This is a genomic window from Lacunimicrobium album, assembly GCF_052161635.1.
Lineage (GTDB): Bacteria > Planctomycetota > Planctomycetia > Planctomycetales > Planctomycetaceae > SXPC01.
In genome coordinates this window covers 4,433,272-4,458,579 of record NZ_CP197413.1, presented here as the reverse complement: position 1 = coordinate 4,458,579, position 25,308 = coordinate 4,433,272, and the positions used below count along the sequence as shown (strand labels likewise).

28 protein-coding genes are annotated in these 25,308 nt (G+C 54.6%); 4 read left to right on the top strand and 24 right to left on the bottom strand.

The window, feature by feature from the left end; genetic code table 11:
• Positions 1–409: 409 nt before the first annotated feature.
• The 4 genes from SH248x_RS17935 to SH248x_RS17920 all read right to left on the bottom strand — a co-directional run bounded on the left by SH248x_RS17935 (position 410) and on the right by SH248x_RS17920 (position 4,099).
• Positions 410–1,186, bottom strand: coding sequence for an aldo/keto reductase (locus SH248x_RS17935; RefSeq protein ID WP_459555682.1), 777 nt, complete (start codon positions 1,184–1,186; stop codon positions 410–412).
• Between the two features lie 19 nt (positions 1,187–1,205).
• The gene (locus tag SH248x_RS17930) at positions 1,206–2,456 is read right to left on the bottom strand and encodes an FAD-dependent oxidoreductase (protein ID WP_459555681.1); all 1,251 of its coding nucleotides are present in this window, start codon (positions 2,454–2,456) and stop codon (positions 1,206–1,208) included.
• A 364-nt stretch (positions 2,457–2,820) separates the two neighbouring features.
• A complete protein-coding gene (locus SH248x_RS17925; protein ID WP_459555680.1) occupies positions 2,821–2,997 on the bottom strand; it encodes a hypothetical protein in 177 nt (58 codons plus the stop codon).
• A 61-nt stretch (positions 2,998–3,058) separates the two neighbouring features.
• The gene (locus tag SH248x_RS17920; protein WP_459555679.1) at positions 3,059–4,099 is read right to left on the bottom strand and encodes a glycoside hydrolase family protein; all 1,041 of its coding nucleotides are present in this window, start codon (positions 4,097–4,099) and stop codon (positions 3,059–3,061) included.
• Positions 4,100–4,273: 174 nt separating this feature from the next.
• On the opposite strand from SH248x_RS17920, the gene gloA2 reads away from it, so the two are divergent.
• From gloA2 to SH248x_RS17905, 3 genes are all read left to right on the top strand, one after another.
• On the top strand, positions 4,274–4,657 hold the full coding sequence (gene gloA2 / locus SH248x_RS17915) for a VOC family protein (protein WP_459555678.1): 384 nt from the start codon (positions 4,274–4,276) through the stop codon (positions 4,655–4,657).
• Between the two features lie 193 nt (positions 4,658–4,850).
• On the top strand, positions 4,851–5,096 hold the full coding sequence (locus SH248x_RS17910) for a GlsB/YeaQ/YmgE family stress response membrane protein (protein WP_459555677.1): 246 nt from the start codon (positions 4,851–4,853) through the stop codon (positions 5,094–5,096).
• Between the two features lie 225 nt (positions 5,097–5,321).
• Positions 5,322–5,648: a hypothetical protein gene (locus tag SH248x_RS17905; protein ID WP_459555676.1), complete on the top strand. Its 327-nt coding sequence runs from the start codon at positions 5,322–5,324 to the stop codon at positions 5,646–5,648.
• 20 nt (positions 5,649–5,668) lie between these two features.
• Here SH248x_RS17905 and SH248x_RS17900 read toward each other — a convergent pair whose 3' ends face one another.
• The 13 genes from SH248x_RS17900 to SH248x_RS17840 form a co-directional block, all read right to left on the bottom strand.
• Positions 5,669–6,547 (bottom strand): glycosyltransferase family 2 protein, encoded by an 879-nt coding sequence (locus SH248x_RS17900; protein ID WP_459555675.1) that lies wholly within the window; start codon positions 6,545–6,547, stop codon positions 5,669–5,671.
• 119 nt (positions 6,548–6,666) lie between these two features.
• Positions 6,667–7,812: a DegT/DnrJ/EryC1/StrS family aminotransferase gene (locus SH248x_RS17895; protein WP_459555674.1), complete on the bottom strand. Its 1,146-nt coding sequence runs from the start codon at positions 7,810–7,812 to the stop codon at positions 6,667–6,669.
• Positions 7,813–7,889: 77 nt separating this feature from the next.
• Complete coding sequence (locus SH248x_RS17890; RefSeq protein WP_459555673.1) at positions 7,890–8,261, bottom strand: GxxExxY protein; 372 nt, start codon at positions 8,259–8,261, stop codon at positions 7,890–7,892.
• Between the two features lie 69 nt (positions 8,262–8,330).
• Positions 8,331–9,074, bottom strand: a complete 744-nt coding sequence (locus SH248x_RS17885; RefSeq protein ID WP_459555672.1) for a cephalosporin hydroxylase family protein — start codon at positions 9,072–9,074, stop codon at positions 8,331–8,333.
• Between the two features lie 152 nt (positions 9,075–9,226).
• The gene (locus SH248x_RS17880) at positions 9,227–10,009 is read right to left on the bottom strand and encodes a WbqC family protein (RefSeq protein ID WP_459555671.1); all 783 of its coding nucleotides are present in this window, start codon (positions 10,007–10,009) and stop codon (positions 9,227–9,229) included.
• 121 nt (positions 10,010–10,130) lie between these two features.
• Entirely contained in the window at positions 10,131–10,673 is a 543-nt protein-coding gene (locus SH248x_RS17875; RefSeq protein ID WP_459555670.1) for a GNAT family N-acetyltransferase, read from the bottom strand.
• Positions 10,670–11,890: a class I SAM-dependent methyltransferase gene (locus tag SH248x_RS17870; protein WP_459555669.1), complete on the bottom strand. Its 1,221-nt coding sequence runs from the start codon at positions 11,888–11,890 to the stop codon at positions 10,670–10,672. The genes SH248x_RS17875 and SH248x_RS17870 overlap by 4 nt, the downstream gene beginning before the upstream one ends.
• Before the next feature lie 120 nt (positions 11,891–12,010).
• Entirely contained in the window at positions 12,011–12,880 is an 870-nt protein-coding gene (locus SH248x_RS17865; protein ID WP_459555668.1) for a phytanoyl-CoA dioxygenase family protein, read from the bottom strand.
• Between the two features lie 118 nt (positions 12,881–12,998).
• A complete protein-coding gene (gene rfbC, locus SH248x_RS17860) occupies positions 12,999–13,538 on the bottom strand; it encodes a dTDP-4-dehydrorhamnose 3,5-epimerase family protein (RefSeq protein ID WP_459555667.1) in 540 nt (179 codons plus the stop codon).
• Between the two features lie 50 nt (positions 13,539–13,588).
• Positions 13,589–14,893, bottom strand: coding sequence for a class I SAM-dependent methyltransferase (locus SH248x_RS17855; protein ID WP_459555666.1), 1,305 nt, complete (start codon positions 14,891–14,893; stop codon positions 13,589–13,591).
• The gene (locus tag SH248x_RS17850; protein ID WP_459555665.1) at positions 14,782–15,843 is read right to left on the bottom strand and encodes a Rossmann-fold NAD(P)-binding domain-containing protein; all 1,062 of its coding nucleotides are present in this window, start codon (positions 15,841–15,843) and stop codon (positions 14,782–14,784) included. The genes SH248x_RS17855 and SH248x_RS17850 overlap by 112 nt, the downstream gene beginning before the upstream one ends.
• 106 nt (positions 15,844–15,949) lie before the next feature.
• Entirely contained in the window at positions 15,950–16,720 is a 771-nt protein-coding gene (rfbF, locus tag SH248x_RS17845) for a glucose-1-phosphate cytidylyltransferase (protein WP_459555664.1), read from the bottom strand.
• A 231-nt stretch (positions 16,721–16,951) separates the two neighbouring features.
• Complete coding sequence (locus SH248x_RS17840) at positions 16,952–17,554, bottom strand: putative metallopeptidase (protein WP_459555663.1); 603 nt, start codon at positions 17,552–17,554, stop codon at positions 16,952–16,954.
• Between the two features lie 166 nt (positions 17,555–17,720).
• Here SH248x_RS17840 and SH248x_RS17835 point away from each other — a divergent pair, with 166 nt between their 5' ends.
• On the top strand, positions 17,721–18,320 hold the full coding sequence (locus SH248x_RS17835) for a Uma2 family endonuclease (RefSeq protein ID WP_459555662.1): 600 nt from the start codon (positions 17,721–17,723) through the stop codon (positions 18,318–18,320).
• Positions 18,321–18,354: 34 nt separating this feature from the next.
• Here the strand turns inward: SH248x_RS17835 and SH248x_RS17830 are convergent, their stop codons facing one another.
• The 7 genes from SH248x_RS17830 to SH248x_RS17800 form a co-directional block, all read right to left on the bottom strand.
• Positions 18,355–18,888, bottom strand: coding sequence for a hypothetical protein (locus tag SH248x_RS17830; RefSeq protein WP_459555661.1), 534 nt, complete (start codon positions 18,886–18,888; stop codon positions 18,355–18,357).
• Between the two features lie 144 nt (positions 18,889–19,032).
• On the bottom strand, positions 19,033–20,373 hold the full coding sequence (locus SH248x_RS17825; RefSeq protein ID WP_459555660.1) for a coproporphyrinogen-III oxidase family protein: 1,341 nt from the start codon (positions 20,371–20,373) through the stop codon (positions 19,033–19,035).
• A gap of 87 nt (positions 20,374–20,460) precedes the next feature.
• Positions 20,461–20,763 (bottom strand): type II toxin-antitoxin system RelE/ParE family toxin, encoded by a 303-nt coding sequence (locus SH248x_RS17820; RefSeq protein ID WP_459555659.1) that lies wholly within the window; start codon positions 20,761–20,763, stop codon positions 20,461–20,463.
• Positions 20,764–21,027 carry a hypothetical protein gene (locus tag SH248x_RS17815; RefSeq protein WP_459555658.1) on the bottom strand — a complete coding sequence of 88 codons (264 nt, stop codon included), beginning with the start codon at positions 21,025–21,027 and terminating at the stop codon, positions 20,764–20,766.
• Positions 21,024–22,226: a PQQ-binding-like beta-propeller repeat protein gene (locus tag SH248x_RS17810; RefSeq protein WP_459555657.1), complete on the bottom strand. Its 1,203-nt coding sequence runs from the start codon at positions 22,224–22,226 to the stop codon at positions 21,024–21,026. Before SH248x_RS17810 ends, SH248x_RS17815 begins: the two co-directional genes overlap by 4 nt.
• A 20-nt stretch (positions 22,227–22,246) precedes the next feature.
• Positions 22,247–23,449: an iron-containing alcohol dehydrogenase gene (locus SH248x_RS17805; protein ID WP_459555656.1), complete on the bottom strand. Its 1,203-nt coding sequence runs from the start codon at positions 23,447–23,449 to the stop codon at positions 22,247–22,249.
• A 152-nt stretch (positions 23,450–23,601) separates the two neighbouring features.
• Positions 23,602–25,254, bottom strand: a complete 1,653-nt coding sequence (locus SH248x_RS17800; protein ID WP_459555655.1) for an outer membrane protein assembly factor BamB family protein — start codon at positions 25,252–25,254, stop codon at positions 23,602–23,604.
• Between the last annotated feature and the right edge of the window lie 54 nt (positions 25,255–25,308).

Here is a 25,308-nt window from a genome sequence, read left to right as displayed (position 1 = left end):
GCTGCAACACAAACAATCGGCAGCCGCGATTCCTGCGTCTTAATCGAACGCCTGTTTTCCGTCACAATCCGAACGCGACGGACCACTTGAATGCATCACGCTCGACGCACCAGTCAGGCATCTTTTTCCAAGCAGTCCGAATGTAGGGGTTGGCGGGGAGGCGCTAGGCATTAGGCGCTGGGCGCTGGGCGCTGGGCGCTAGAAAGACGAAACTCTGGAAAGTGATGGTTCTAGCAATTCTGGCAGCAGGTTACGGGTGCCACTGGCTGTGCCAGTGAGCCTGCAAGATCAGCACGTAGTCACGTAGGGCAGTTGCTGCAACCGTTGTCTTGGATCACGTTAAAAACAGGACACGGACAGGAATGTCCGGGCTCCCGGGAGATGTCGACTGCCGCAGCCGACCTACGCGCTACGCCGCCTTTTTATCGAGCATGCTGTCGGCGATCGCCATGTTGGCGCGCAGGTGGTCCATGTTCAGACCGCCGATGACGAGGCTGCTGACGTCGGGGTTGCCGAGGACGAAGCGGATGGCTTCTGAAGGGGGCAGGCAGCCGGAGGCGAGGCCCTTCTTGACGATGACGCCGATGCCTCTACGACTTGCTTCCGCCATAACGTCGGCCAGCGAGGGATCGCTGAGGTGGTATTCGACCATGATGACGTTGGCCCATTCGAGAGCCATCTGGAAGCCACGAGCTGTCTTGCCGGAGAAGCCGAGGAGGCTGATGGCTCCCGTTGCTTTCAGGTTCTGCAACGTCGCGACGACGTCCGTTTTTTCCTGGATGAATTCATCTCGCCCGTTGGAATGCACATAGACCAGATCGAGGTGATCGGTCTTGAGTCGTTTGAGACTGCGGGCGATGCTGGCGCGGGTCCCTTTGTCGGTGAAGTCGTAATGCGACTGGCCCATCTCAAAGTGTTCGCCGGTTTTCGTCGACAACAGGAACTCGTTGCGCCTGTGGCTGATCGCGGCGCCGATGCGCTCTTCGCTGAGGCCATATGCGGGAGCCGTGTCGATGACGTTGATGCCGGCGTCGAGAATCAAGTTGAGAAGCGTACTGGTTTCCTGGACGCTGGGGAGGTCGTATCCTTGGGCGTACTTGATCTGCTCATTACGTCCGATTTTGAACGCGCCATAGCCGATCGCGCTGACCATGCGACCTGTGTTGCCAAGAGGTAAGTAGGCCATGAGTGTTCTTCCTTGGAACTCAGGCGACACGTCGAACGGAAACGGGTTGTTGATTGGGTTGAATAGACCACCATTGTGTCGCGGATTCCCAGACGGCTGGGGCGACCTTGGGTTTGTCGAAGGCCTTCATCACCTGCAGATCCGAGGAGGTGAATCCATCTCGAACCGTGACTTGAGCTGACAAGTGGCTTTCCAGTTGAGTGGCGACGCTGGGGGCAAATGCGAGCTTGGTCGGCCAGACGGTGATGACGTTGGCGTCGAAGTGCATCACGGGTTGATCAGGGCGTTTGCCTTGCGAGGTGAGTCCTTCCGCACGGTCGACGCGGTAGGTCGACCACTGGGCGCAAGAGGGATCGAACCCAGGGATGACGGCTTTGAGTTCGGAGGTCGTCAGCTGGATCAGCTGCTCGGGCATCATCGAGACGCCAATCTCTGCGACCTGCCCACCAATCTGCCAGGCGACGTCTCCATCGCTGGTGACTTCTGAGGTGATGGTGACACGGGTCTTTGAGCCATCAACGCAGTGGCCGTTGAAGACCGGCAGCTTCCCCTTGGCGATTGTCATGTGCAGAGGACGTCGCTGCATGCGGTCGGAGTTGAGCCCGATGGCTTCACGCAAGGACGCATTGCCCTGCCCTGCTGCGAAGATGACCTGATGGCATCGCAGTTCGTACTCGCCGGTCGATTGTGTAATGCGGATTGATGTGACGCGTCCCGTCGAATCTTTGTCGAACTTGATCGCGTCATCATGCGGGACATGAATCAGTCGATCGGCCCAGCGCATGCCGAGGGAGTGGATGAAACTCGTCGGCGAGATAACCTGTTCGGGCATGATCGCGACGTGCCCGGGAACGTCTTTGAGAATCGACGGGCGGGCCTCTTTGGCGATCGACTGCGGAGTGACCTGCAAACCGATCTGGGCACCAAGCATGCCGAGACGCGAGGAGAGGGAATCGGTCCGCCACAGGTAACATCCGTCGGAGCGGAGAGCAACGTCAGACAGGTTAGGCTCAGAGGCCCCGTTGAGGCACTCACGCCAGATGCCGGGCATTTGACGGATCTGGTAGGCGGATTGTGTGAGCAGGCCTTCGAGAGAATACTTGAGACCGCCGTGGATGATGCCTTGCGAGCCAACGGTCTGGCCGGTCCCGAGAGCCGCTTTCTCGATCAGGACGCAACGATAGGCTCTGCGCGAGAGGACATCGAGCGTCCAAAGTCCCGCTGCACCGCCACCAAAAATCACAACATCGATATCCAGCGATCGTGGCATCGCATCTTCCTTGATGATTCTCGCCCGACTCCCAGCCGTGCGTAAACCGGCAATTATGTCGATTTCCGGATTGTGTGACCAGACGAATTCATGAATCCTGCGTTAAGGTGAACGAGAAATCACTTTGTGGGTTTATTTTAGTCAGATCTGCTGGCAATTGAGTTGAAGCGAAACTCCAAATTTGCGACTACTTTAACGATCTCGTGTACGTCATTCTTCGTCCTGAAAGGACGGTTTCTACCAGCCCAGGATGAAATCCTGGATTCGTGAGACCTTTGAAAGACCACCACCCTGAAGGGGTGGGTTCATCGTGGGATTCGTGGTGAGCCGTCCCTAAAGGACGCAGACCATCTCCCAACCATCGCTACCCCAGGATTTCATCCTGGGCTGACTGATAACGGCCCTTCAGGCCTGAGAGAAGAGTAAAGAAGATGACCAACGTCGAGTTGGTAGCAACATAGGCAAGGCGTCGGGTGGCACTGCTGGCTTGCCCAGCAGTGTCTTCATGATCGCCTGAGCCCTGAGTCAAAGAGTGGAGCATTTGATTCTCAACTCTGAAACTCGCACTGCTGGGCAAGCCAGCAGTGGCACCCAATTGGGGATCACTTTGTCAGTTCCAGAACGCCGATTTTCCAAGGAATGTGGCTGTATTTTTTCTTATAACCTTCGGTCGTTGCTCCCTGGATGACGAACTTGAGGTCGGCGGGGTCGATTTCGAGGGTCTCGTCGTTCCTGCTGCGGATGAGTTCGCCGTGGCTGATGCTGGTGGTCCAGGCGGGATCAGGCTGGGTGACGTTGATGTGCGTGTCGGCGAACGGTTTGTCGCGGGTCGCAGCGAGGGGACGCCAGGGGCCTTCGAGTTTGTCGGCCAGCCAGGCCTTGTAGTAGCGGAAGCCGGGACCCATGGCTTCGATGATGGTCAGATACTCATCGCGCCCTTTGAGCTTGTAGGTGTGAGAGGCTTCGAAGAGTTCTTCTTTGGTGTCTTTCAACACCAGTTCTTCCGGCCCCCATTCAACCGGGAAGTTGTCTTTGGCGGTTTCGCGTCGCCAGAAGTGACCATCGTCGCTGGTGTAGAAGAGGTGGGCTTTGTCGTCGTCGCAAATGACCCAGAAGTCGATCCAGTGGGTCTTGGGGGTACGGCCTTCAGGAAACATCTCTTGCGGAGCGGTCCAGGATTGGGGGTCCGCGATGTCGGTCGTCGTGGAATAGACCGGAACGAGATCGAAGTCTTCAGGGAGAGTCGCCCCCGTTTTGTGCCAGTCCTTGGCGGCCTGATAGATCAGATACCACTTCTGATGAGGGGTGTGATAAAAGACCTGCGGAGCACAGTGATAGTGTTCCATGAAGCTGAGGGTATGCCGCTCGACCTTATCGGCTTCGGACCAGTCTTTGAACTTCAGGTACTGCATGGCGACTTTGCCCGACTGCATCCGATGAGTGCCGAAGAAATGCCAGTAACCGTCATGAAAGACGATCGTCGGATCTTTGAGGGCGACATCAGGATCTTTTCCGTCGGTCCGCGCGGAGATATAAGGAGGAGAGCAGGTCCATTGGAATTCGCCCGTTTTGATCCAGGCTGGCTCCTGAGCAGATGCGATCGAGCTCATAAGAACAAAAGCAGCAGTGAGAAGGAATCGCATAGTGACTGTCGCCTCCGAGCGCTGGGAGTGGATGTGCTGATGGAAGATTCAATCGTACTGTGTGCAGACACGAGGCTCAAACTGGATTTGAAGTTGGCTTTCTCTGCGTTCCGTTGGCGATCCGACTTCTGCTGGGGTATTCTCGGCCATTATTGACTTCATCAGGAGAACACTGTGCTGACTCGTATTCACCATGTCGCCATCATTTGTTCGGACTTCGCGAAGTCCAAAGAGTTTTACGTTGACCTCCTCGGCTTCAAGATCCTCGACGAGAACTACCGCCCAGCGCGAGATTCGTACAAGTTGGACATTGCCCTTCCCAACGGCGATCAGATTGAACTCTTCTCGTTTCCGAATCCTCCCAAACGGGTCAACAACCCGGAAGCCGCGGGGTTGCGACACCTGGCGTTTAACGTCGATTCCATAGAAGAATCGGTTTCCTACCTGACGAGCAAGGGAATTGATGTCGAGCCCGAGCGCGTCGACGAGTTCACGAACAAGAAGTTTACCTTCTTCAAAGATCCCGACGGGCTGCCGATTGAATTGTATGAGATCTAAAAGGGAGGATGAGTGCTGGCAAAAGTCGATGGCGTGACTCTTTGCCCGCATTTTGACAACCTCGCCTTGCCGTTGTTGATTTTTCTGGTGATTCATTACACTCGCGTCAAGAAAATTCGTCAGGCAGCGAATAGACTGTCTTGCGGGTTTTTCGAGTGGTTCCATCAATCGTTTCGCATCCAGGAAAGTCTACATGTTCGAAATCATCTACTGGATCATCGTCGGCTGTTTGGCGGGGTGGATGGCTGCGTGGTTTAGAAACCGCAGAGACTTCAGCACACTCGGAAGCATCGTCCTGGGAGTTATCGGCGCTGCGGTTGGTGGATTCATCTTCCGTCTGGTGGGGCTGGCCGATACCGGGTTCCTGGGATCGCTTTTGATGGCAACCTTTGGAGCAGTCATTGTTCTCGCGCTTGCCGATCGGATGAACCGTCGGTAGGGCGAATACCCCAAGTCTGATTGTTCGACGAATAACGGTTACGAGGAGTTTGAGCGGACTGACGTGGTCGGCTCAACTTTTGAGGGGAGTTTGATGTCGAAGCAGGGATAGGCTTGATTGAAAGTATCCAGACGCTCGATGTGAGGGGAGATGGCCCGGCAAAAGTTTAACGCGACTGGCGATGACTTTGTCCTGCCAGCAATGCTTCCGTCTGGAGACTTCATCATGGAACGTACAACGCTCCACGCCTTACCCAAATCCGCCGCCGTTGACGCTGTCAAAGAACTTCGCTTGCGACAGTGGGCCAGAACGCATTACATCGCCATCGAGAAACGTCCTCGCTTGTGGCATCCCATCGTCCTCGATGAGATGACTCGTATGGACCGTGAAGCAGGGGAAGTGTCCGTTTCGTCTGCGAAGATCTACGCTGTTGATGGACCAATGACGCATCGCCCCCATGATGCGATCTGGGCCAACGCGATGAAAACGATTCGTTACGAACCAACCGCGCGCTGGGACGAGGGCGTCCCGACAGAGTTGTTTCTGGGATAACGTCGGCGTGTGACGTCAGTTCAAGCCGCTTTGCGTTGTGTGACCGATTGTGAAAACGGAATCAGGTCAGCGATCTTGCGAGTGACGGTGAGCGGACCGCCTTTGCGGATGTGTTTACGGAAGACGTAGCGCCAGCTGGCGATCAGGGCGCCGAGACGTTCTGGCATCGATGGGGGTCGGTGCCAGGACAGGTGGGTGAGCTGGCGGAAAATTTTCTTCCAGGCGGCACGGTCCGCGACGGGATCCTTAGGAGTGAAGCTGCTCTTGCGAACTCGCTTCGAAATCACCGCGGCTTCCGAACCGACGACATCGAAGCGGAGCATGATGTCGACCATCCACAACATGTCGCCGCCGTAGAAGACGTAATGATCGAGTTCCGCCACGTGCGACTTCACCCATTCGGTGCGGTAGAGGCCGTAGATCCAGGTGCAGGCGTGATCCTTGTAGAATCGCTTCAGATTCGCCAGATGTGAGCTGCCGGGAGCAGGTCGGTCATCGGAGTGTTTGCTGTCGGACAGATCGTCGTGAACGTGTTTGGTCAGCGGCGTCGCGAGGACGGCCGTTGGTGTCTGCTGCAGTTGAGTCAGCAGCGATGAAACATAGTTCGTCGACCAGCTGTCATCGTGAGCGGCCCACATGAAGTAGTCGCCTGTGGCTAACGAGAGAACCTTCTGAAAGTTACCAGACGGGCCAATGTTTTCCTGATTGCGAGTATAGCGAACATTCGCGTAGCGGGTCTCGTATTCGCGACAGATCGCCTGTGTGCCGTCGGTCGAGGCGTTGTCCGAGATGATAATCTCGATATGCGGATGATCCTGCGCGATCAATGCATCGAGTGCCCCGCGGAGGAACTGCTCGCCGTTGTAGACAGGGACGCCGATGGTGACTTTATCTGACATCGAAAACACTTCACCACAAAGACACAAAGGGCACTAAGTTTCACAAAGTCGAAACGGCTAGAATATCACCACTTTGTGAGGCTTCGTGTACTTCGAGCCTTTGTGGTGAATCTCCTCTCTCACGCTGCCATGCGTTGACGGTTCAATCCCAACAGCGATTTGAGTTCGTGACAAACGTGGTCAACGTGGGACTCGGTCAGGTTGTAGCCCGATGGCAGGTTGATGCCGTTGGGGCTGATGTTGTAGGCGTGCTCGTTATGAAGCTGGCCGCGTCGACCGGGGAAAGTATCCCGGTAGGCAGGCAGGCTGCTCAGCGGGTGGAAGAACGGACGCGTATCGATGCCACGGGCCGAGAGAGCTTCTTTGATCTTGTGTTTACGCAGTCGATACTGATCGTCGAAGATCGCAGTCACCATCCAGTACGAGTTGCGAACGCCGGCTGGTTCCGGGTTCAGCGTTAGCCCCGGAATGCCTGTGAGGCGTTCCTGATACCAGCGGAAGATCTGGCGTTTCATTTCAATGAGTTCGGGAGCGCGTTCCATCTGAGCCAGACCAAGGGCGGCCTGCATGCTCGACATCTTGTACTTGAAGCCGACGGCTGTGTTGAAGAAGTTCGTATCCCCCGGCTCGCGTCCGTGATCACGGAGATGCTGAACCTTGGCATGGAAGGCATCGTTGTCGGTGAGAAGCATTCCCCCTTCGCCGGTCGTCAGAGTCTTCGAGCCATGAAAGCTGATGCAGCTGCTGATGCCGAAGCTACCCGCCATGTGACCGTTGTATTCCGAGCCGATCGCTTCGGCGGCGTCTTCAATGACGGCGATTTCGTGCTGGCGGGCGACTTCGAGAATCGGCTGCATGTCCGGCATATTGCCATACAGATCGACGACGATGACGGCGCGAGTTGCTTTGGTCATACAGGCCTGAAGCGTCTCAGCAGAAATGCACCAGTTGTGTGGATCGACATCTGCAAAGACCGGTCGTGCACCGACATAGCTGACTGGAGCCGCTGACGCGATCCACGTCAGATCGGGCACGATGACTTCATCGCCCGGTCCAATCCCCAGGGCAGCCAGTGACAGGTGAAGGGCCGACGTACACGAGGGGAGAGCAACGGCGTACTTGCGTCCGAAGTAAGACTTTGCTTCCGATTCGAACTTCGCATGATAGTAGTTGTGTTCGGAGTACCAGCAGCGCGTGACGGCGTCGGTGACGTAATCAATTTCGCGCTGAGTAATCGAGGGCCCTGCAACTGGAATCCGTTCCATGGGGTGGGATCGCTTTCGGGGGGAGTTTTTACCACAGAGAGCACAGAGTTACACAGAGGCTCACAGGGGTAAGAATGTTAGAGGATGCGTCGTGTGATGCCATCCTTTAAATGTTTTTCGTGAAAGTTAATTAAGAGACCGACTTTTAGACCACTGAGCTTGAGGTAAGAGATGAGTTGTGCTTCGTGAACAGGAAGGATTTTCTCGACGGCCTTCAGTTCGATAATCACTCTGTTCTTCACAACCATGTCCAGGCGATAAGCGGAGTGAACTTTTCGTCCGGCATAAGATATGTCGAGAGGGACTTCCAGTTCAAACGAGATTCCTCGATCTTCCAACTCAAATGCAAGACAGGACTGATAGGCAGATTCCAATAGACCAGGGCCCAGATGAGTATGCACCTTCATGGCAGCATCAATCACAATTCCCGTAATCTCATTGATCTCCACCTGACCTCTTTCTTCTCTGTGAGACTCCGTGTTCCTCGGTGCCCTCTGTGGTGAAAACTCTTTGATCGGTTACTGAATACATTTCAGCCAACCATCAGGGGCGACGGTCAGCAGGAGTTTGGCCTGGAGTTCTTTGTCGATGACGAAACGTTCGGTCGACTTGAGGTATTCGTGGACAGCCGTCTTGGGGTTATTGCCCAGGCCCCAGGGGCGGTCGGTTGGCTGAAGGTGGGCGGGCATGTCTTCGACGAGGGTGTCATAGACGATGACATAACTTCCCGTCGTACACAGCGGAGCGTAGATCTGCAGTTCTTTGAGCACGTGTTCGTGTGTGTGGTTCGAGTCGAGAATGATGAGGATGGACTTGCATCCCTCGGCTCGCTTGCGGACAGTCTCAGCCATCTCGTCAGAGATCGAAGACCCTTCGAGCATCTCGATCCGGTGAGCCAGCGGGTGAGCGAGAATCGCTTCTTTGTTGTGAGGCCGGATATCAATATCGATCCCCAGGACCTTGCCATCTCCATTGAGCAGTTGCAGCAGCGAAGCGCTATAGATCAATGAGCCACCGTGGGCAATGCCGGTCTCGATGATGAGGTCTGGCTGAACCTTCCAGACGATCTCCTGCAGGGCGAGCATGTCCTGAGGAAACTGGATGATTGGTCGGCCCATCCAGGTGAAGTTGTAAGCGTATTTGTACGGCGTAATCTCACGCATCCAGACGCGCGAGAGAGCCTGAACATCTTTATCAGCCATCAGCCCGCGAATATTCTGGCGGACTTCTTCCTGAAAGGCATCTTGGGGGGAAGTCGACATGGGACTGGGGGGCTTTCAAATCAGAGAATTCTTCACCACAAAGGCTCAAAGGGCACTAAGTCACACAAAGCCTGACAGAACCTCTCGATCTGCGACTTTGTGAATCTTTGGGTTCTTCGTGTCTTGCTGGTAAATGTTTTGTTCGGAACAGGTCACGCGGCGGTTCGTTGTTCGAGGAAACTCTTATCATCAAATGGCAAAATGGGCAACCCCGCTCTGGTGAGAAAGTCTTTCCAATAGAGGCCGGGCGAAACGAGAAGTGACTTGGCTTCGCGCCCCAGGCTGGCGATCGCATCGAGCGTACTGACATACGGCGTGAAATCGCCGTGGAGTTGTGGGTAGGTGGTCAGTTTGTAGTCGACGTATTCCGTGCGAATCCCATCACGTTCGAGGAGGTCGTGATTGAAGTAATGACGGGCACCATGGCCGGTGACGTAAACATTGCCGTTGAGCTGTTTGACGATGTCGAGCACACGCTGCGTACTCTGCCCGCCAATGTTCAAAGAAGACGAACGAATAAACGAGGTGTCTTTCGACAGATCAAGGTAATTCGCCAGCGCTTCAATCGAGCGAATCGAGAGTTCCGCGAGGTTCCCGGAAGGCGCTGCATAGACCATCTCGACAAGTTCGAGAACATCTTTCAGATACGGAGCCTTCTGGTACGCCCCCTTGAGTTGACCGAGATGACTAGCCCGCCAGTTGGTCGCGTCATCGAGAGGCGTCTGGTTGATGTCGGTCGAAAGGCCGTTGTGCTGGACGGGGACCGTCATCCATTTCACGCCGGTCGCGGTCTTGATCTGAACGCGATTGAAAAAGCTGCCCTTAGAGAATTGGACATCATCATAATGGACGAACACATCCGCTAACCGGACCTGCTCCATGAGCCCGATCCAGGGGAAAAACATCGGTTGGGAGATGACGATCGATTTGGTCATGCTGGCCTGCATTCACCACTAAGGCTCAAAGGACACAAAGTTTCACAAAGGAGATCGACAGCCATGATGAACACCTCTTTGTGAGCCTTTGTGTTCTTCGTGACTTGGTGGTGATCTCTTCTCAAGCAGCCCGGTTCTGCGCCTGCGCGTTACGATTGAGAAGCTTCTCCATCAGGATGACGTCGTGATACTGGCCTTCGGCGAAGTAGTGTTCAGTAAAGACGCCGACGTGTCGGTAGCCGAGGGCTTCATAGACGTGCAGGGCTCGGGCGTTGGAACCGAGAACCTCGAGGGTAATCTTACGCAGGTGATGTCGGTTCCAGGCGAACTCTTCGCACAGCGTGAGCGCCTCTCGTCCAGCCCCTTTGTTGGTCGCGCCAGGACGCAGCGCAATTCCGAGTTGGGCGGTGCCGTGGTGAGTGCTGATCATCATCAGTTGGATGAAGCCCAGACAGCTGTTGCTGTTCTTGTCAGCGATGATGAAGAACAGGACCGTGCTGTCGGACATGCGTCGTCCCAGCCAATCCTTCACCCGTTGCATGGTGTTGGGACGTGGCTTGGCGAGCAGCAGTTTCTGCAGGTCGATGTCATTGCGCATCTCCATCAGAACTGGCAGGTCTTCATCGATCGGCGGGCGCAAAGTCACAATATTGCCATCAATCATGCGATGGTCAGCTCCGGGAGAAAGAAGAAATCAGGAGATCGATGTTCCCAGCCAGGGACGCGCGCCATCGCTTCTTTTGCGATGCGTGGATTCAGGCCGACGTAGATTAGCCGGGTCGAATCGGGGAGCATCCCCGGTGCGATGACCTGCTTTCCGAACAACTGCTTCCCCTGACGGTAGGGGTTCGCATCCAGATAGTGAGAAACGCTCTCAGGCTGCTCCAGACACGAAGTGATGTAGGCACCATAAAAACCAGACCCATAAACCGCAGCTGGCTCTTCTTTAGAACGTGAACGTTCAAAGTTGACGATTTCCTGCTGAGCGCGACGCCAGTAGTTCGCCATGCGGTCGATGGTATGCTTCAGTTGCAGGTGAGGATTGCCCGCTTCGTCGGACGCGGTCCACAGGTTCTGCTGATTCTCTGGAGCAAAGACTTTGAGTCGATAAAACTCTTCTTGTGGTTTGCGAGCCGTGACGACAAACGCCGAATCATGGGACTGATCGTCAATCGTGATGTTTTCAAGCTCAAGCCCCGCGAGAAGATTTCGCAGCGAAGCCCACGTGAAGTGGTTGACGTGATCAACAACCAGGAAGTCCGCGACGTTCGCAAGGATGTTCGGAACCGTGAAGAACAGCGTTCCACCTGGCGCGAGGAGGTTCGTGATCGCAAGGAAGTAGCTCTCGAGATTAACGACGTGCTCGGCGACGTAGAACGACGTGATCAGGTCGAACTTGCCGTTCCAGCTGGCAGGCGTCTCATAGCAGGCCTGATTTGAGGAAGGCACGAACTTGTCCCAGAACGACTTGTACATATCGCTGACATCGAAAACGTGCGGAATGAGGTCCGATCGCTTCTCGAGCAGCTTACGGATCGTGTGACCCTTTGCAGCTCCATAGTCGAGCATCTTCCCACCGCGAGGAATCTCCACCTTCGAGAGAACGGTGTTGGCCTGATGCTCGCCGCGATAAATCTTCACGCCATCTTTGATCGCGTAGAGCTGATCTTCGTCTTCACTGTCGATGAGGATCTTGTAGTCGGTGTCATAGAACTGATCGGTATTTTCCAGCTGATTGGTCTGGACGTGACCGCAGCAGGTGCAGAAATAGACCATCGTATAGCCAGGGATAATGTCGCATAAGCTGGTCAGCGAATGCGGCATCCCCGACGAATAAATCGGCTTGGTGAGTTCGTTTTGACAGACGTTACACTGAGACATGGCGAGAAGAAATCCTTAACCACGAAGGCTCAAGGGACACTAAGTTTCACGAAGAAAAACAGGACAGGATTCAGGCTTTGTGAGCCTTCGTGCCCTTAGTGACTTGGTGGTGAATGTCTTTCAATCGATGTAAAGATCAGGATGGATGGCTTTGAGGTCCGTGCCCGCAGCGAAGCCGCCGGCCCATTTGATTTTCATACCCGTCGGATCGCGGAAGTTGAACAAGCGTGACTGCATTGACCAGCGCGACCTCTTCGAGCTATTGAGACCTGACTGGTGAAGCGTCAAGAAGTCCATCAGGAACAGATCGCCCGGCTTCGAAAGCGGAGCAATCTGCTCGTAGCTGTTGACTAGTTGTTCTTCGTTCTCAAGGATCAGAGCATAAGCGCCCGTCTTCTCGGGGTTCTTGGGATCTTTCGTATGAACGCGAACCAGGCCACCTTTGTGAGATTTCGGACACATGACAACCGGTCCCATGTCTTCGGTCATCTCTGCCAACGGTGCCCAGTAGACGACCCCATCCATGCTGCGGAACTGAGCAGGATACTCCTGATGCCACGGTGCGCGGAACTTGGCTTCGTTCGGATTATCGATGCGAATGCCATAACCACCTGCTGCTACAGCGGGCATGTCCGTCCCGCGAATCTGCTTGAGCAGGTCTTCGTGAACTTCACTGGCGACAAGTCGCATGAACGCCGGGATCTGCTTGACCGCGTCGTACATCTCACCGCCGTAAGACCGGCTGGCTTTGATCAGCGCCTGATAGCCATCGTCGAACGTCTCTGGAGCAAATGGAAGCTGTTCAATCGGCAGGTCATATTTAGCGATCAGCAGTTTGATGAGCTGATAGATGCCGAATTGAATTGGCTTAATCTCTTTATCGAAGTCATAGAAACCTTCGAGGTAGAGATACCCCTCTTCATGAAAGAAGTCGATTTGTTCCTGCGTGAGCGTCCGCCTGGCTGACTGAGTTTGGATGTGCGGCTGCATGCGATCGGTCCTGAGAAGAGTTCACCACGAAGGCTCTAAGGGCTCAAAGAAGCACAAAGAGGATGCGGGGTTAAGTGAATGGGATGTGGATGAATTTTCTATAAGACTTCGTAGTGAATCAGGTTGTTTGAAGTTGGATCAACGGCCAGGCGTTGTCCTTGTCAGAGAGACAGACAACGGGAAGTGGCCATTCGATCTGGAAGGCAGGGTCGTTGTAGTGATAACCAGTCGACGATGTGGGATGGAATGATTCGCTCATCTGGTAAAAGACCTCTGCGTCATCCGTCAGAGTCTGAAAACCGTGAGCCAGTCCTTTGCCAATCGCAAGCTGCCTGCCATTGTCCGCAGAGAGTTCGAATGCGACCCACTGACAAAACGTCGGCGACTCCGGTCGAACATCAACGATGACGTCATAGATCGCTCCTCGGGTGCAACGCACCAGCTTCGCTTCCGCATGAGATTCACGCTGAAGATGCATGCCACGCAGCGTGCCTCGTTTGTGATTGAATGAGACATTGCATTGGCGAATCGTCGGATCGATGCCGTGCTCCCGAAAGGCCGCCTCACAGAACGTCCGGGCAAAGAAGCCTCGCTCATCAGCCAGCCGGGTCGGCTCGATGACGAAGAGAGAGTCAATCTTTGTTGGCTGGATGTTCAAGAGGTTTCACCGCAAAGGGCACGGAGGAGACAGGGAAAGGCAAGATCGAGTTAAGCGACTTTCACCTCCGGCAGCGGGATAATGAACTTCCCGCCGAGCTCTCGATATGGTTGTTGCTGGCGCAGAATTTCTTCGGCAAAGTTCCACGTCAGCAGCAGGACATAATCCGGTTTGTCTTCGACGAGTTTCTCGGGAGCGAAGATCTTGAGCTTCGTGCCAGGCGTGTAGCGGCCTTGTTTGACTGTGCTGCGATCGACGACATAATCGAGCTCGTCGGCTCCCAGTCCGAAGTAGTTGAGGAGCGTACTTCCCTTGGCGCTGGCACCGTAGACGGCGACCCGTTTATTCTCCGACTTAAGCTGACGAACAAAAGTTGTCAGTTGCTGTTTGAGTTCAGCGACCTTGGAGACAAACGGGTGATAGGCCTGGAACGTCGAGACACGCCAGAGGGCTTCTTCGTCGATCAGTTTCTGGACCGGCGGAGTCCGTTCCATATGCGCATTGGGATGAGCAATCTGTGCCGTGATTCGCAGCGTCCCGCCATGGATCGCGACTCGTTCTGCATCAACGATAATCAGCCCGTTTCGCAAGAAGAGTTCATCGAGAGCTGTCAACGAGAAGTAGCAGAGGTGTTCGTGATAAATCGTGTCGAACTCGACATGATCGATCAGATCTTTGACATAAGGAGCTTCGACGACGACAACGCCATCATCTTTAAGTAACTCATGAAAGCCAGCGACCACGCCGTTCAGATCCGGCACGTGAGCGAGCACATTGTGAGCATGAATGACGTCCGCTTTCCGACCTTCATCCGCCAGAATGCTGGCGAGCTCGATGCCGAAGAATTCGCTGACCGTCTCGATCCCCTTGCCACGAGCGACGCGGGCGATGTTCTCCGCCGGCTCGACACCCAGGACCGGAATGCCGGCCTTATGGTAGTTCTGCAGCAGGTAACCATCATTGCTCGCAACTTCAACGACGAGAGAATCAGCGCCCAGGTTACGTGAGGCAATCAGCTTGCCCGTCAGTGTGCGTGCGTGTTCGAGCATCGTTTCCGAGAACGACGAGAAGTAGGCGTAGTCGCGGAACATCTGCTCGGGAGGCACAGATTCCGTGATCTGCACCAGCGAGCACGATTCACACAACGCCAGCTCGAGAGGGAACGTCGGCTCGGGATGACCTAGCTGCGCATCGGTCAGCAGCGCGTTGGCCAGAGGCGTCTTCCCCAGGGAGAGGATTTGCGTCAGGCCGACTTGGCCACATGACCGGCAGCTGGGCTGTTCGGAAATGGTATCGTTGTGTGTGTGGCCGTAGGGACATGTGCCAGTGAAGGCTTCAAAAAGTGGCGGTACCATGCAATCGTCCTTGATAATCCTTCGGACAAGTCGAACAGGGGGGACCAACCTAAGACCTCACGGGCTTTGGCGGCGCTCAGGTACTGGTGAATGATTTCGTTGCTGGCCTGACCAAGAACGACTGGCGGGATATCAGTCCCGAGAGCAGCCTGGATCTTCTCGACCAGTTGGAGAACATCGAGCTGAATCTCGTTGGAAAAGTTGAAGGCGTGGCCTTTGAGTTCAGGCTTCTCAGCCAGCTTCTCAGCAAGCAGCATGTAAGCCGCGGCTCCGTCTTCGACATAGAAGTAATCACGAATGAACTTGCCATTCGAGCGGATAACCGGCGCCTCTCCATTGAGCAGTGATCGCATCGTTCCGGGAATAATGCGGTTGAAATTCAGATCACCACCGCCATAGAAGTTGCCACAGCGAGTGACAACGACGGGCAGCGAGTAAGTCTTGGCGTATGCCTGAGAGATCAGATCTGCACACGACTTACTGACATCGTAAGGGTGCATTCCGACCAGAGGCGTCTCTTCTGTATAAGGCAGAACGTCGCAGTCGCCGTAAGCTTTATCAGACGACGCAACGACGACTTCACCAATCGTCGGCGTGCGACGACAGGCTTCCAGAAGGCTCCAGGTCCCGGCAATGTTCGATTGAAACGTCGACACCGGATTGCGGTTGGCGATCCCGACAATTGTCTGAGCCGCCAGGTGCATCACCGTCTTGATTTCGTATTCACCCATCGTCCGTTCGAGCAGCAGTTGATCGCACAGATCGCCGTTGACGATCCGGCAGTGCTTATCGAGTCCGGATCGATAGAACTCCGACTGAGGGACCCAGTCACGCACCAGACAGACAACCGAAGCGCCTGCTTCGACCAGACGCTTCACCAGCCAGCTTCCGACCAGTCCGGTCGCGCCAGTGACGAGTACATTGCGATCCTGCCAGAATTTATTGTTCATGTTGGAAATCCTTAACCACAAAGTCTCAAAGTGCACGAAGGGTCACGAAGTTGTGAATCAAAGCTTTGTGAAACTTGGTGTCCTTAGTGTCTTGGTGGTGAATGCCTTACTCCCAGGTCTTCCAGGGGGCTTTGCCTTGTTGCCATAGTGTTTCGAGGTAAGTCTTGTCTCGCATGGTGTCCATGCACTGCCAGAAGCCGTCGTGCTTGTAGGCAGCGAGTTGGCCATCCGCAGCGAGTTTTTCCAGAGCAGTTGCTTCGAGAGACTGCTGATCCGCGTGCAGGTAATCGAAGACGCCAGGTTCAAAGACGAGAAACCCGCCGTTGATCCAGCCTTCACCAGCCTGTGGCTTCTCAGTAAACCGACTGATGCGATCTCCTTCGAAGATCAAACCACCGAAACGTGCTGGCGGGCGGACAGCCGTCACGGTGGCGAGAAGGCCATGTGACTTGTGAAATTCGTACAGCTTCTTGACGTCAACATCGCTGACACCATCACCATACGTGACCATGAACGTGTCGTTGCCCAGCCACTGCTTGAGACGACGGATCCGGCCGCCAGTCAGCGTGTCTTTGCCCGTATCGATCGCATTGACTTTCCAGGCCTCATAAGGACGCTGATCGCGGTGAATCTCACCCGATGTGAAGTCGATCGACAGGTGGCCTGACAGCGAATACCAGTCGAGAAAATAGCGTTTGATGTACTCGCCCATGTAGCCCAGGGCGAGGTAAAAGTCGTTATACCCGTGGTGGGTATAGTGTTTCATAATATGCCACAGAATGGGCATGCCGCCGATTTCGACCATCGGCTTGGGACGAACAGTCGTCTCTTCCTGGAGACGAGTTCCGTATCCTCCTGCTAATATCGCAACGCGCATGGCGTGTTTTTCCGTCCTTGGAAGTATGCTCCCACTGGGGAGCGTTCATCGACGATGTCCCTATCGTCGATTTGGGGAGAGACTGTAGTTCGATTGGCAAAGGTCGGCAAGAGGAGTTTTATGGGAACCTGCCAGGAGAGTGGCGAAGTGTACAGAACAGGAGTATTCCTGACTAAAAGAAATCGAAGAGTCGGGCGATCTGGTGAGTGAAAGCAACACACGCTGAATGCGCTACGCAGAACGCTTGCCATCCCAGAGAATTAGCTTGGGAATCGGAACCTTGAGCCCCATAACAGAACCGTAGCGCTGTTGCAGGCCGGTAAAGTTCTCCTGCAGGAAGGCATACAGATCGGGCGGCGGGTTGTAATGCAGGTATTCGTCGACGTACTCGCCCATCAAACGGTCGTATTCCTGCTGGCTGTGCGTGTGGACATGATAGCGGCCGGTCATGCGGCGGATATCGCCGTTGAACTCCGGACTGATGTGGTAGAGCTCGTGCAGGACAGTGATCATCTTTTCGCGGAATGTCTGGTTCTGAAACCGCGGGAGATAGAAGGTGAGGATGTAAAGGCATTCCCGCGCGTTGTGGTGAAGACGGGGAATGGTCCAGGTTCTGCCGTGGCGTTTTTGAGTGCGCGAACCGCCTTCAAAACGAAGCGGGGTCAGCTTGGCCTGAAGGCCATGGAGATGAGAGCGCCGAGCCTGAGCGAAGGTGACAAGGACCTGATCCATGTGGATATGCTGGAAGACTTCCAGACGATTCGTCACGTCAACACACAACGCCTGCATGGCGACACAGAAGTCGAAGCCAGGTCTTGTCGTACGTGAGGCCATGGAAGCGAGAACGTTTCACCACAAAGGACACGGAAGAACACAAAATTGATAGTGGAGAAATAGCAGATGACGGGGGGTTGGGCCAAGATGTGTTTGGAGGTGGGGAAAAAGGTGCAAAGCGGACATCACATCGGTATTATGGTAGTCATGTATTCGAGGAGACGACATGGTTGCAGTAATCAATGATCCGATGATGGAAGAGATGCTCATTAAGGAGCGTCGCGAGAAGGGGCTCGATAAATTCGATGAGGTCTGGGAGGGTGTTTACATGATGTCGCCCATCGCGAATACTGAGCATCAGTGGCTGACTGGCAAGCTGTTCTCAATTCTGGAACAAAATTGCGAACCGGGGACCATCATCTTTCCAGGCGTCAATGTCTCTGACCGGGAAGACTGGACGCGTAACTATCGCGTGCCAGATGTGGCTGTCTTCCTGAAGGGCAATCCTGCGGAAGACCGCGAGACGTTCATGCTGGGCGGGCCGGATTTGGCGATTGAAATTCTCTCGCCAGGAGACCGGGCATTTGAGAAACTCGATTTCTATGCGTCGGTCAAGACACGGGAAGTCATGATCATCGGTCGTTACCCATGGCAGATCGATCTATTTCGACTTGATGGCCGAGAACTCAAGCACGCCGGGAAGATCACCCCCGGAGATCCAACTGTCCTCGAAACTCACGTTGTGGGGTTGAACTGGAAATTGCTGCCAGGGGAGAAGAGAGCAGGAATCGAAGTCTCAAGTAATGAACGAGCTTGGAAGCTATGAAAGAAGCGCGATGTCGTGAATAGAGAACGGGCATTCAGAGCGGGACAGAAATCTCCAGCAGGTCGACCGCAGGTTTGTTATTGCAGAAGATCGTAGCGAGGCGGCCATAGGTTTTGCTGCCGGGAGGGCATTCGAAGATGTCGGTCAGACGTGGCCCGGTTTTGAGTTCAAGGATGGCGCCAAGGTCGATGTGACGCAGGACGTTATGCAGGATCAGGACACGGCCCAGAGGAGTCTGCTTGGCGAGAATCTGATCCTTGACGGATTTGGTAACGTACTGAAAGTCGAAGCGGATCAGGCCGTATTGAACAACTTGCCCGGTCGCATGATTGCGAAGAATAATCTCGCGGGCGTAAGACTCTCCTTCGAGAAGTTCAGCCAGAACTTCAACATCGACGGTGCAGTTGTGGTGTTGCTCCATCGTGACGGTCATGTGATGTTCGTGAACGAGCAGCGATTTATACGGCTCTGGCACGGTCGACGACGGAACGTGCTCGACCATCTCGAACAGCTGGCTCGTGCCCGAGAAAGGAGCGGTTAGAGATTTCAGTTCAGCAAGTGCATTCATGGTAGGCGCTAGGTATTAGGCGTTAGGCGTTAGGAAATACATGCGCGAGGCGGGCTATGGCTGAGATCGAAAAACATGAGGCTTGGATTGTGTTCGACGCAGGAATTTGAGTCATCCTAGCGCCTAGTGACTAACGCCCAGCGCCTATGTGTATCGCACGCTGCGGTGTTGGGGTTCGAAGTACTCGGTGAGGAGGGAATCGACCTGGAGAAGGCCTTTGCGAGTCAGGGTGACCTGCTTGTTGTCGTAGTCAAGATAGCCCGCTTTCTTTTGATTCGCCAGTGGGGCTGCGAACTGCTCCGAAGTGGTGACGCCAAACTTCTGGTCGATGGCAGACAGGTCGACGGTTCCTTCTTTCATCTGGAGGATGAACTCGCGGATGAGCTTCTGATGTGGCGTCGGGACCATGGCGCGATTGATGGCGAGCTGACCGGATTCGATCGTGGTCAGGTAGTCTTCAAGCTGATCGAGATTCTGGTAATGGACTCCCTGGAAGTGTCCGAAGGAAGAGACACCCACCGGGAGGATGTCGCTGCCGCGGAAGAGGTTGTCGCGGTAGACGAAGCGGTCTTTGACAGCATCGAGAACCATCTCGTTGCCGGAAGAAACGTGATAGCCGGCAGGGGAAAGTTTATCGATCGCTTCACTGACCCAGCGGCGTTTCGTCGGCCAGTCTGCAATCGGGCTATCGATCCCCTGTTCTTTCATCTCCTTGGAGATGATCGTGTTGAAGGGGAGTTCCATCTGGTAGATCGTGATGTTCTGAGGCTTCATCGAGATGGCTTTTTCCAGACATTGATGCCAGTTCTCGTCAGTCTCGCCAATCATCCCGGCGATGAGGTCGATATTGACCTGAGGAAAACCAACATCCTGCAACCACCCGTAGGCTCGTTCAATCTCGGGCGAGAGGTGAGCCCTGCCGTTGACTTCGAGGATGGTGTCGTTGAAATTCTCGACGCCAAGGGAGACACGGGTAATACCGATTTCCTTCAGGGTCTTAACTTTCTCAAGATTCAGAGTCCCGGGTTCGCATTCAAAGGTGACTTCCTTCGCCGTTTCCCAGGAGACCGACTGACTCAGGCGATCGCGCAATTTGAGAAGTTGTTTGCTGGAGAGGTAAGACGGAGTTCCGCCGCCAAAGTACGCGAAGTCGACCGTGCGTCCTTTGACGCCGGGCAAGTCTGCGAGCATGGTGACTTCGCGATCAAGGGCTTCAACATAGCGGTCGATCGTCTTCGCGTTCTGCTGCGTATAGACCCGAAAGTAACAGAACTTGCAGCGCTTCCGGCAAAAGGGGATGTGCAAGTAAAGGCCAAACGGGACTCTGCGATCCGGTTCGGATTCGAGCGCCTGATACGCTTTCGGGACTTCCTCCTTGGTCCACTGGGAGAACGGCGGATAATTGGAGACAAAGTAAGAACCGACTTCCGTTTTGGATTCCGTCTTTTTGGGTTCTGCTGTTGTGGTGGGGAGTTCGATAGGCATGGGCTTGGGTCCCTCTTTGACGTTTGTGTGTCTGGTGGTCTGGACTTCACGTGACCACGCAGAGGCGGACAACGCAGGTGAGGATTTCTAAAGGAGATCGGTCAGATCAATGTCGCGGGCACCGTGGAGGACGCGGATGATTTCAATACCGTTGGGAATTTCCTGATAAAAAATGACATACTGGCTCTTGAAGGTGAAGTAACGAATATCTGGGAAGAGTTCGTGGTAGATCGTCCCCATCTCTGGCTGCCGTGAATACTGTTCACATTTGTTATCGAGTTCCTTTGAGAATTTCACGACGACAGATGGCGAACCCGACTGATCTCCGATGTATCGAAGGATACCTTTTATGTCGTATCCAGCTTGGGGAGACTTGATGACGTTTGCCATCTAATGGATCCCCTTTGCTCTCATTTCCTCCAAGACTTCGCCGAGAATCTCCTCCATGTTCAAAGGAGTACTTTCTCCACGTTGACAAGCTTCATAAGCCGGCCGCAACTCTTCTCGCAGGCGGTCCATCCGTTCTTCGTATTCATGAAACAGTCGAACAGCGTCGTCAAAAGTGATCTTCAAGTTGGCATCTTTGGCGATCAATCCTGAGACGAATTTTGTGAACTTTTCGGTTTCTAATTGGAGAAGTTCTGTGGCAGTCATTTCGCTTCTCCGTAACAGTGGATTTCCCCAGCAGCATTCGCGGAGCCGATGATCAGGACACCTTCTGCGATGGCAGGCGAGGCGGTCGTGTTGCGGCCGATGAAATTCTTCGAGAGAACCTTGCCGGTGGGAAGGTCGACTTCGTACAGGCTGCCATCCTTACTGCCGACAAAAACCCGATTGTCGACGACGACCGGGGAAGAATCAACGTGTCCTTTAGTAGCCAGCGTCCAGACCTGCTTGCCAGTCGCGCGATCAACGCAGTGCAGCTTTTTGTCCTGGCCGCCGATGAGAATGTACTGATCAGTCGCAGCGGCTGAGGAGTGAATCTCGTACGGGCGGGACTCATCGAGTTTGTAGGTCCAGTTGCGTTCGAGTGTCTTCCAGTTGAGGGAGATCAGTTCGCCTGCGTAGGTGCCGATGTAAACGGTCTCGTCGATAACAGCGGGAGAACCAATGAGATACGACTTGAGAGCCAGAATGTTCTTCTGCTCGCCGTTGTTCAGATCAATCACGCGGAAGTCTTCATCGCAGCCTGCCACAAACGTCAGGTCACCGGCGATGGCGGGGGTACAGTTGACGTAGCCCTCGGAGGCGAACTCCCAGACTTTCTTACCGGTGGCGACTTCGAGGCAGTACAGGCTGTTGTCGTAGGAGCCGATGACGATGCGCGGCGGCTGGTCGGGCTTGGTAGGCGCGAGCGTCGGCGAGCTGACGATTTCGCCACCCGTTTCAAAGATCCAGACCCGTGTTCCCTTCTCCCGGTCGATGCCGTGGATCAAGCCCTCTTCGTCACCGACGACAATGATGGACTTCGTCACGAGTGGAGAAGACTTAAAGCCGGGGAGGAAACCGTTAGTCGGGACTTCGGAACGGGACTGATAGGTCCAGACCTTCTTGCCAGTCGCGATGTCGACGCACCAGACTTCGCCATCAAGGACCGGAATATAAGCGTGACCCTCAACGATAGCAGCGGTCGCGGGCACGCCGTCTTTGGTTGGAAGCTTCCACTTAAGCGTCAGCTTTGTCGGTAGCTTCGTGGAGGCAACACCCGTGAGCTGAGGGTTATTGCGAAACGAAGGCCAGGAATCCGCAGCTTTGGCGGGCTCATCAGCAGAAACTCGGACAGCCATGGCAATCGTAATGATTGCGAAGATAGCAATGCACCGGAAAGGCAGGTTGAATCGAAAGTCACTCATGTCGCGTCTCCTTGTCTTCGTCAGCCCATCGCGGAGACATAGAGTGACTGGAAATCGTCGACCGTCATGGGACGCGGATTGAAAGTACCAGTCCATTGCTCGGACGCTTCGCTGGCAAGCTGCCCGAGAAGGGAAAAGTCAACGTTGGCCGATCGAAGCGTCGTTGGCAAACCAGCCTGCTGAGCCAGAGACTGGAGAAACGACGCCAGTTTTTCCGAAGCAGCGGGATCACAGATTTCGCACAGCCCGGCATCACAGGCGAGTTCAGCATAAAGTGACGACGCCGCCGACTGGTTATGACGGACGACATAAGGCAGCATCAACCCGATGGCGATACCATGAGCCATGTCATAATGCGCCGAAAGAGGATTCGCGGCGGCGTGGGTCGCACCGAGCATACTGTTCTCAATCGCAAGGCCTGCAAAGTGAGCACCAAGAAGCATCTGCCCACGGGCATCGACATCGGTCGGATTGGTCAGAACCTTGGGAAAGCTCGTGACCAACATCCGCCAGGCCGTCCGGCTGAACATCTGCGACAAAGGATTCCGCTTCTTCGTCACATAAGTTTCGACCGCGTGGCTGATGGCATCAATACCCGTGACAATCGTCACCTGCTGCGGCATGGTGACGGTCAGTTCCGGATCGAGGATCGCAACTTTGGCCATGGCTCGTTTATCGCCGCAGGCCATTTTGAGATGGGTCCTGGGGTCGGCGATGACGGCAAATGATTGTGCCTCACTGCCTGTCCCTGACGTTGTCGGAATTGCGATGAAGGGGAGCATTGGGCCTTTGGCTTTGCCGATCCCCTTATAGTCCTGCATCTGCCCGCCGCTGGTGAGGACAAAGTTGATCCCCTTGCCGGCATCCATGCTGCTGCCACCGCCGAGGGCGATGATCACTTCGGGACTAAAACTGCGGGCGAATTCGACGCCGCGATGAACATCGTCGGTCGTCGGATTCGGAGTAACCTGATCATAGAGATTGATAGTCAATCCGGACGATTCCAGAAGTTCTTTCACTCTGTCTTCGTGGCCTGCCTTTTTGATACCCGGATCAGTCACAAGGAGAACGCGACTGACGTTCAGGCTTTTGACGACAGAACCGATCTGCAAAACCGAACCCGGCCCGAAGATGACTCGTGTCTGTGGCTGATAATCAAATGACGACAGCCCGGCAGCGGTCATGGCTGCAGTATCGTTCTCATGGGCAGTCGAATTTGTCATGGTCAGCAGCCGGGCGTTTCACCAGTAAAAAAGGTTCGCGAAGACTGACAACCAGCAACACCAAACCGGACGAGCCTGGCATCCCCGGAACAGAAACGTGACGCCACTCGAAGGGTAGTCGAGGACGTCACGCATTCCTGTCAGAGAAAATCTTATTCCTTTGGACGAATTGCAAACAGAACCGATTTATTGGCAATAAACAAAGTATCGTTGGCGACGACGGGCGAGCTGTACACCGCATTGCCCATACTGACTTCGCCGATCTGCTTTTGTTCTTTGCTCAGTTCAAAGATCGCGATATCGCCATCTTCGTCGCCGATATAGACCTTATCTTCGACGATCAGGGCAGATCCCCAAGACGCGGCGAACATGTCATAGACCCAGTATGGCTTGCCGGTCTTGGCGTCGATGCAGTGGAACAGACCAGAGAAGTCCGCCAGGAACAGGAGGTCATTCTTGATGGCAACAGTCCCAATGGTACGGTGCATCGTTTCTTCGAACTCGACTTTCCCATTGCCATTGGCGTCAAACTTATCATACGCCCAGACAATCGCCGTGTTGGGATTTGGCTCGATTTTCTCACCCGCAGCTGGATCGACGGCCTGAATGCGTCGATAAGGGATTTCTTTGCCATCCTTGCCGATGGCCAAATTGGCGCTGACATTACCGTCTTTGTTCGGATCAATACACCAGAGGTGTCCAATCCCTTCGCCGTGTTCCGGATCTTGTCCAACAGCGACGTAAACCAGACCGTCATAGAAAACAGGCGTCGCAATGATGTCGTTACGAGTTCCGCGACCGCCGAGGATCAGGACAGCGTCTTTCGGATTGCAGTCACATTTCCAGTAGAGTTTCGGCTTGCCGTTCCCATCGCCTTCAGGTGCAAAACTGTAAAGCCAGCCGTCCCCGCCGCCAAAGAGGACTTGAGCACGACCGTTGGCTTCGATGTAGGTTGGGGAAGACCATTGGCCGTGGTGAATGTTGTTACTCGGGGAGTTGTCGGTCCAGAGGACTTTGCCAGTGTTCTTGTCCATCGCCATGAAGCTCGGCGCATTGGGTGATGGGATGACGGCGTGAGACTCGTCGACACCATTCGAAGTGCAGACGAAGATGATGTCGCCATGCCCCGTGATCGAACAGCTGCACATGTTGTGTTGAGACGTATTGAGCTGACCCATCATGTCATAGACCCAGATGTAGTCGGCTTCTTCTTTTCCAGTGAACGTCTCGGCTTCGAATGGACCTGCGTTCTTGTCGTCTCGAAAACCGTTGGCATCAAGGCAAGCAACTTCGCCGCGACTGGTCACATACCAGACCCGATCACCCTCTGCGTAGACCGAGCAGCAGATTCCCATCAGCGGCCAATCGTGGACACGTCCCGTCGGCAGCTTGGGTGAGGAGGCCTGCCACAGGAATTCGCCCGTCTTTTCGTCGAAGCACACCAGGCAGCCAAGGTCAACCGATTCCGGATAGCGTTTGACGTACCCGGCTCCGTTGTTGGTGCCGACATAAACCTTGCCATTGGCGATCACAGGGTTGCCATACGACTGCGAGCCAAGCTTGGCCTGCCAGGCGATGTTCTCACCGGCTTCAATGTCCCATTCCGTCGGGATGTTTTTGCCCTCGGGCGTATTATTCTTACCGCTCCAGCCACCCCATTGAGGCCAGTCGCCCGGCTTCACGTTCTTGCTCGTGATGTCTTTGGTAGCGAGGACGGAAGGATCGTATTTATCTGCTGCAAACGTCGACAAAGCGACGCACTGCAGGGCGATCATGGATGATGCAAGGATGCGTGGCAGAAACATAGAGGGCTCCAAAATGGCTGGCATTTCGAGTATTTTTGTTAGGGCTATTTTCAT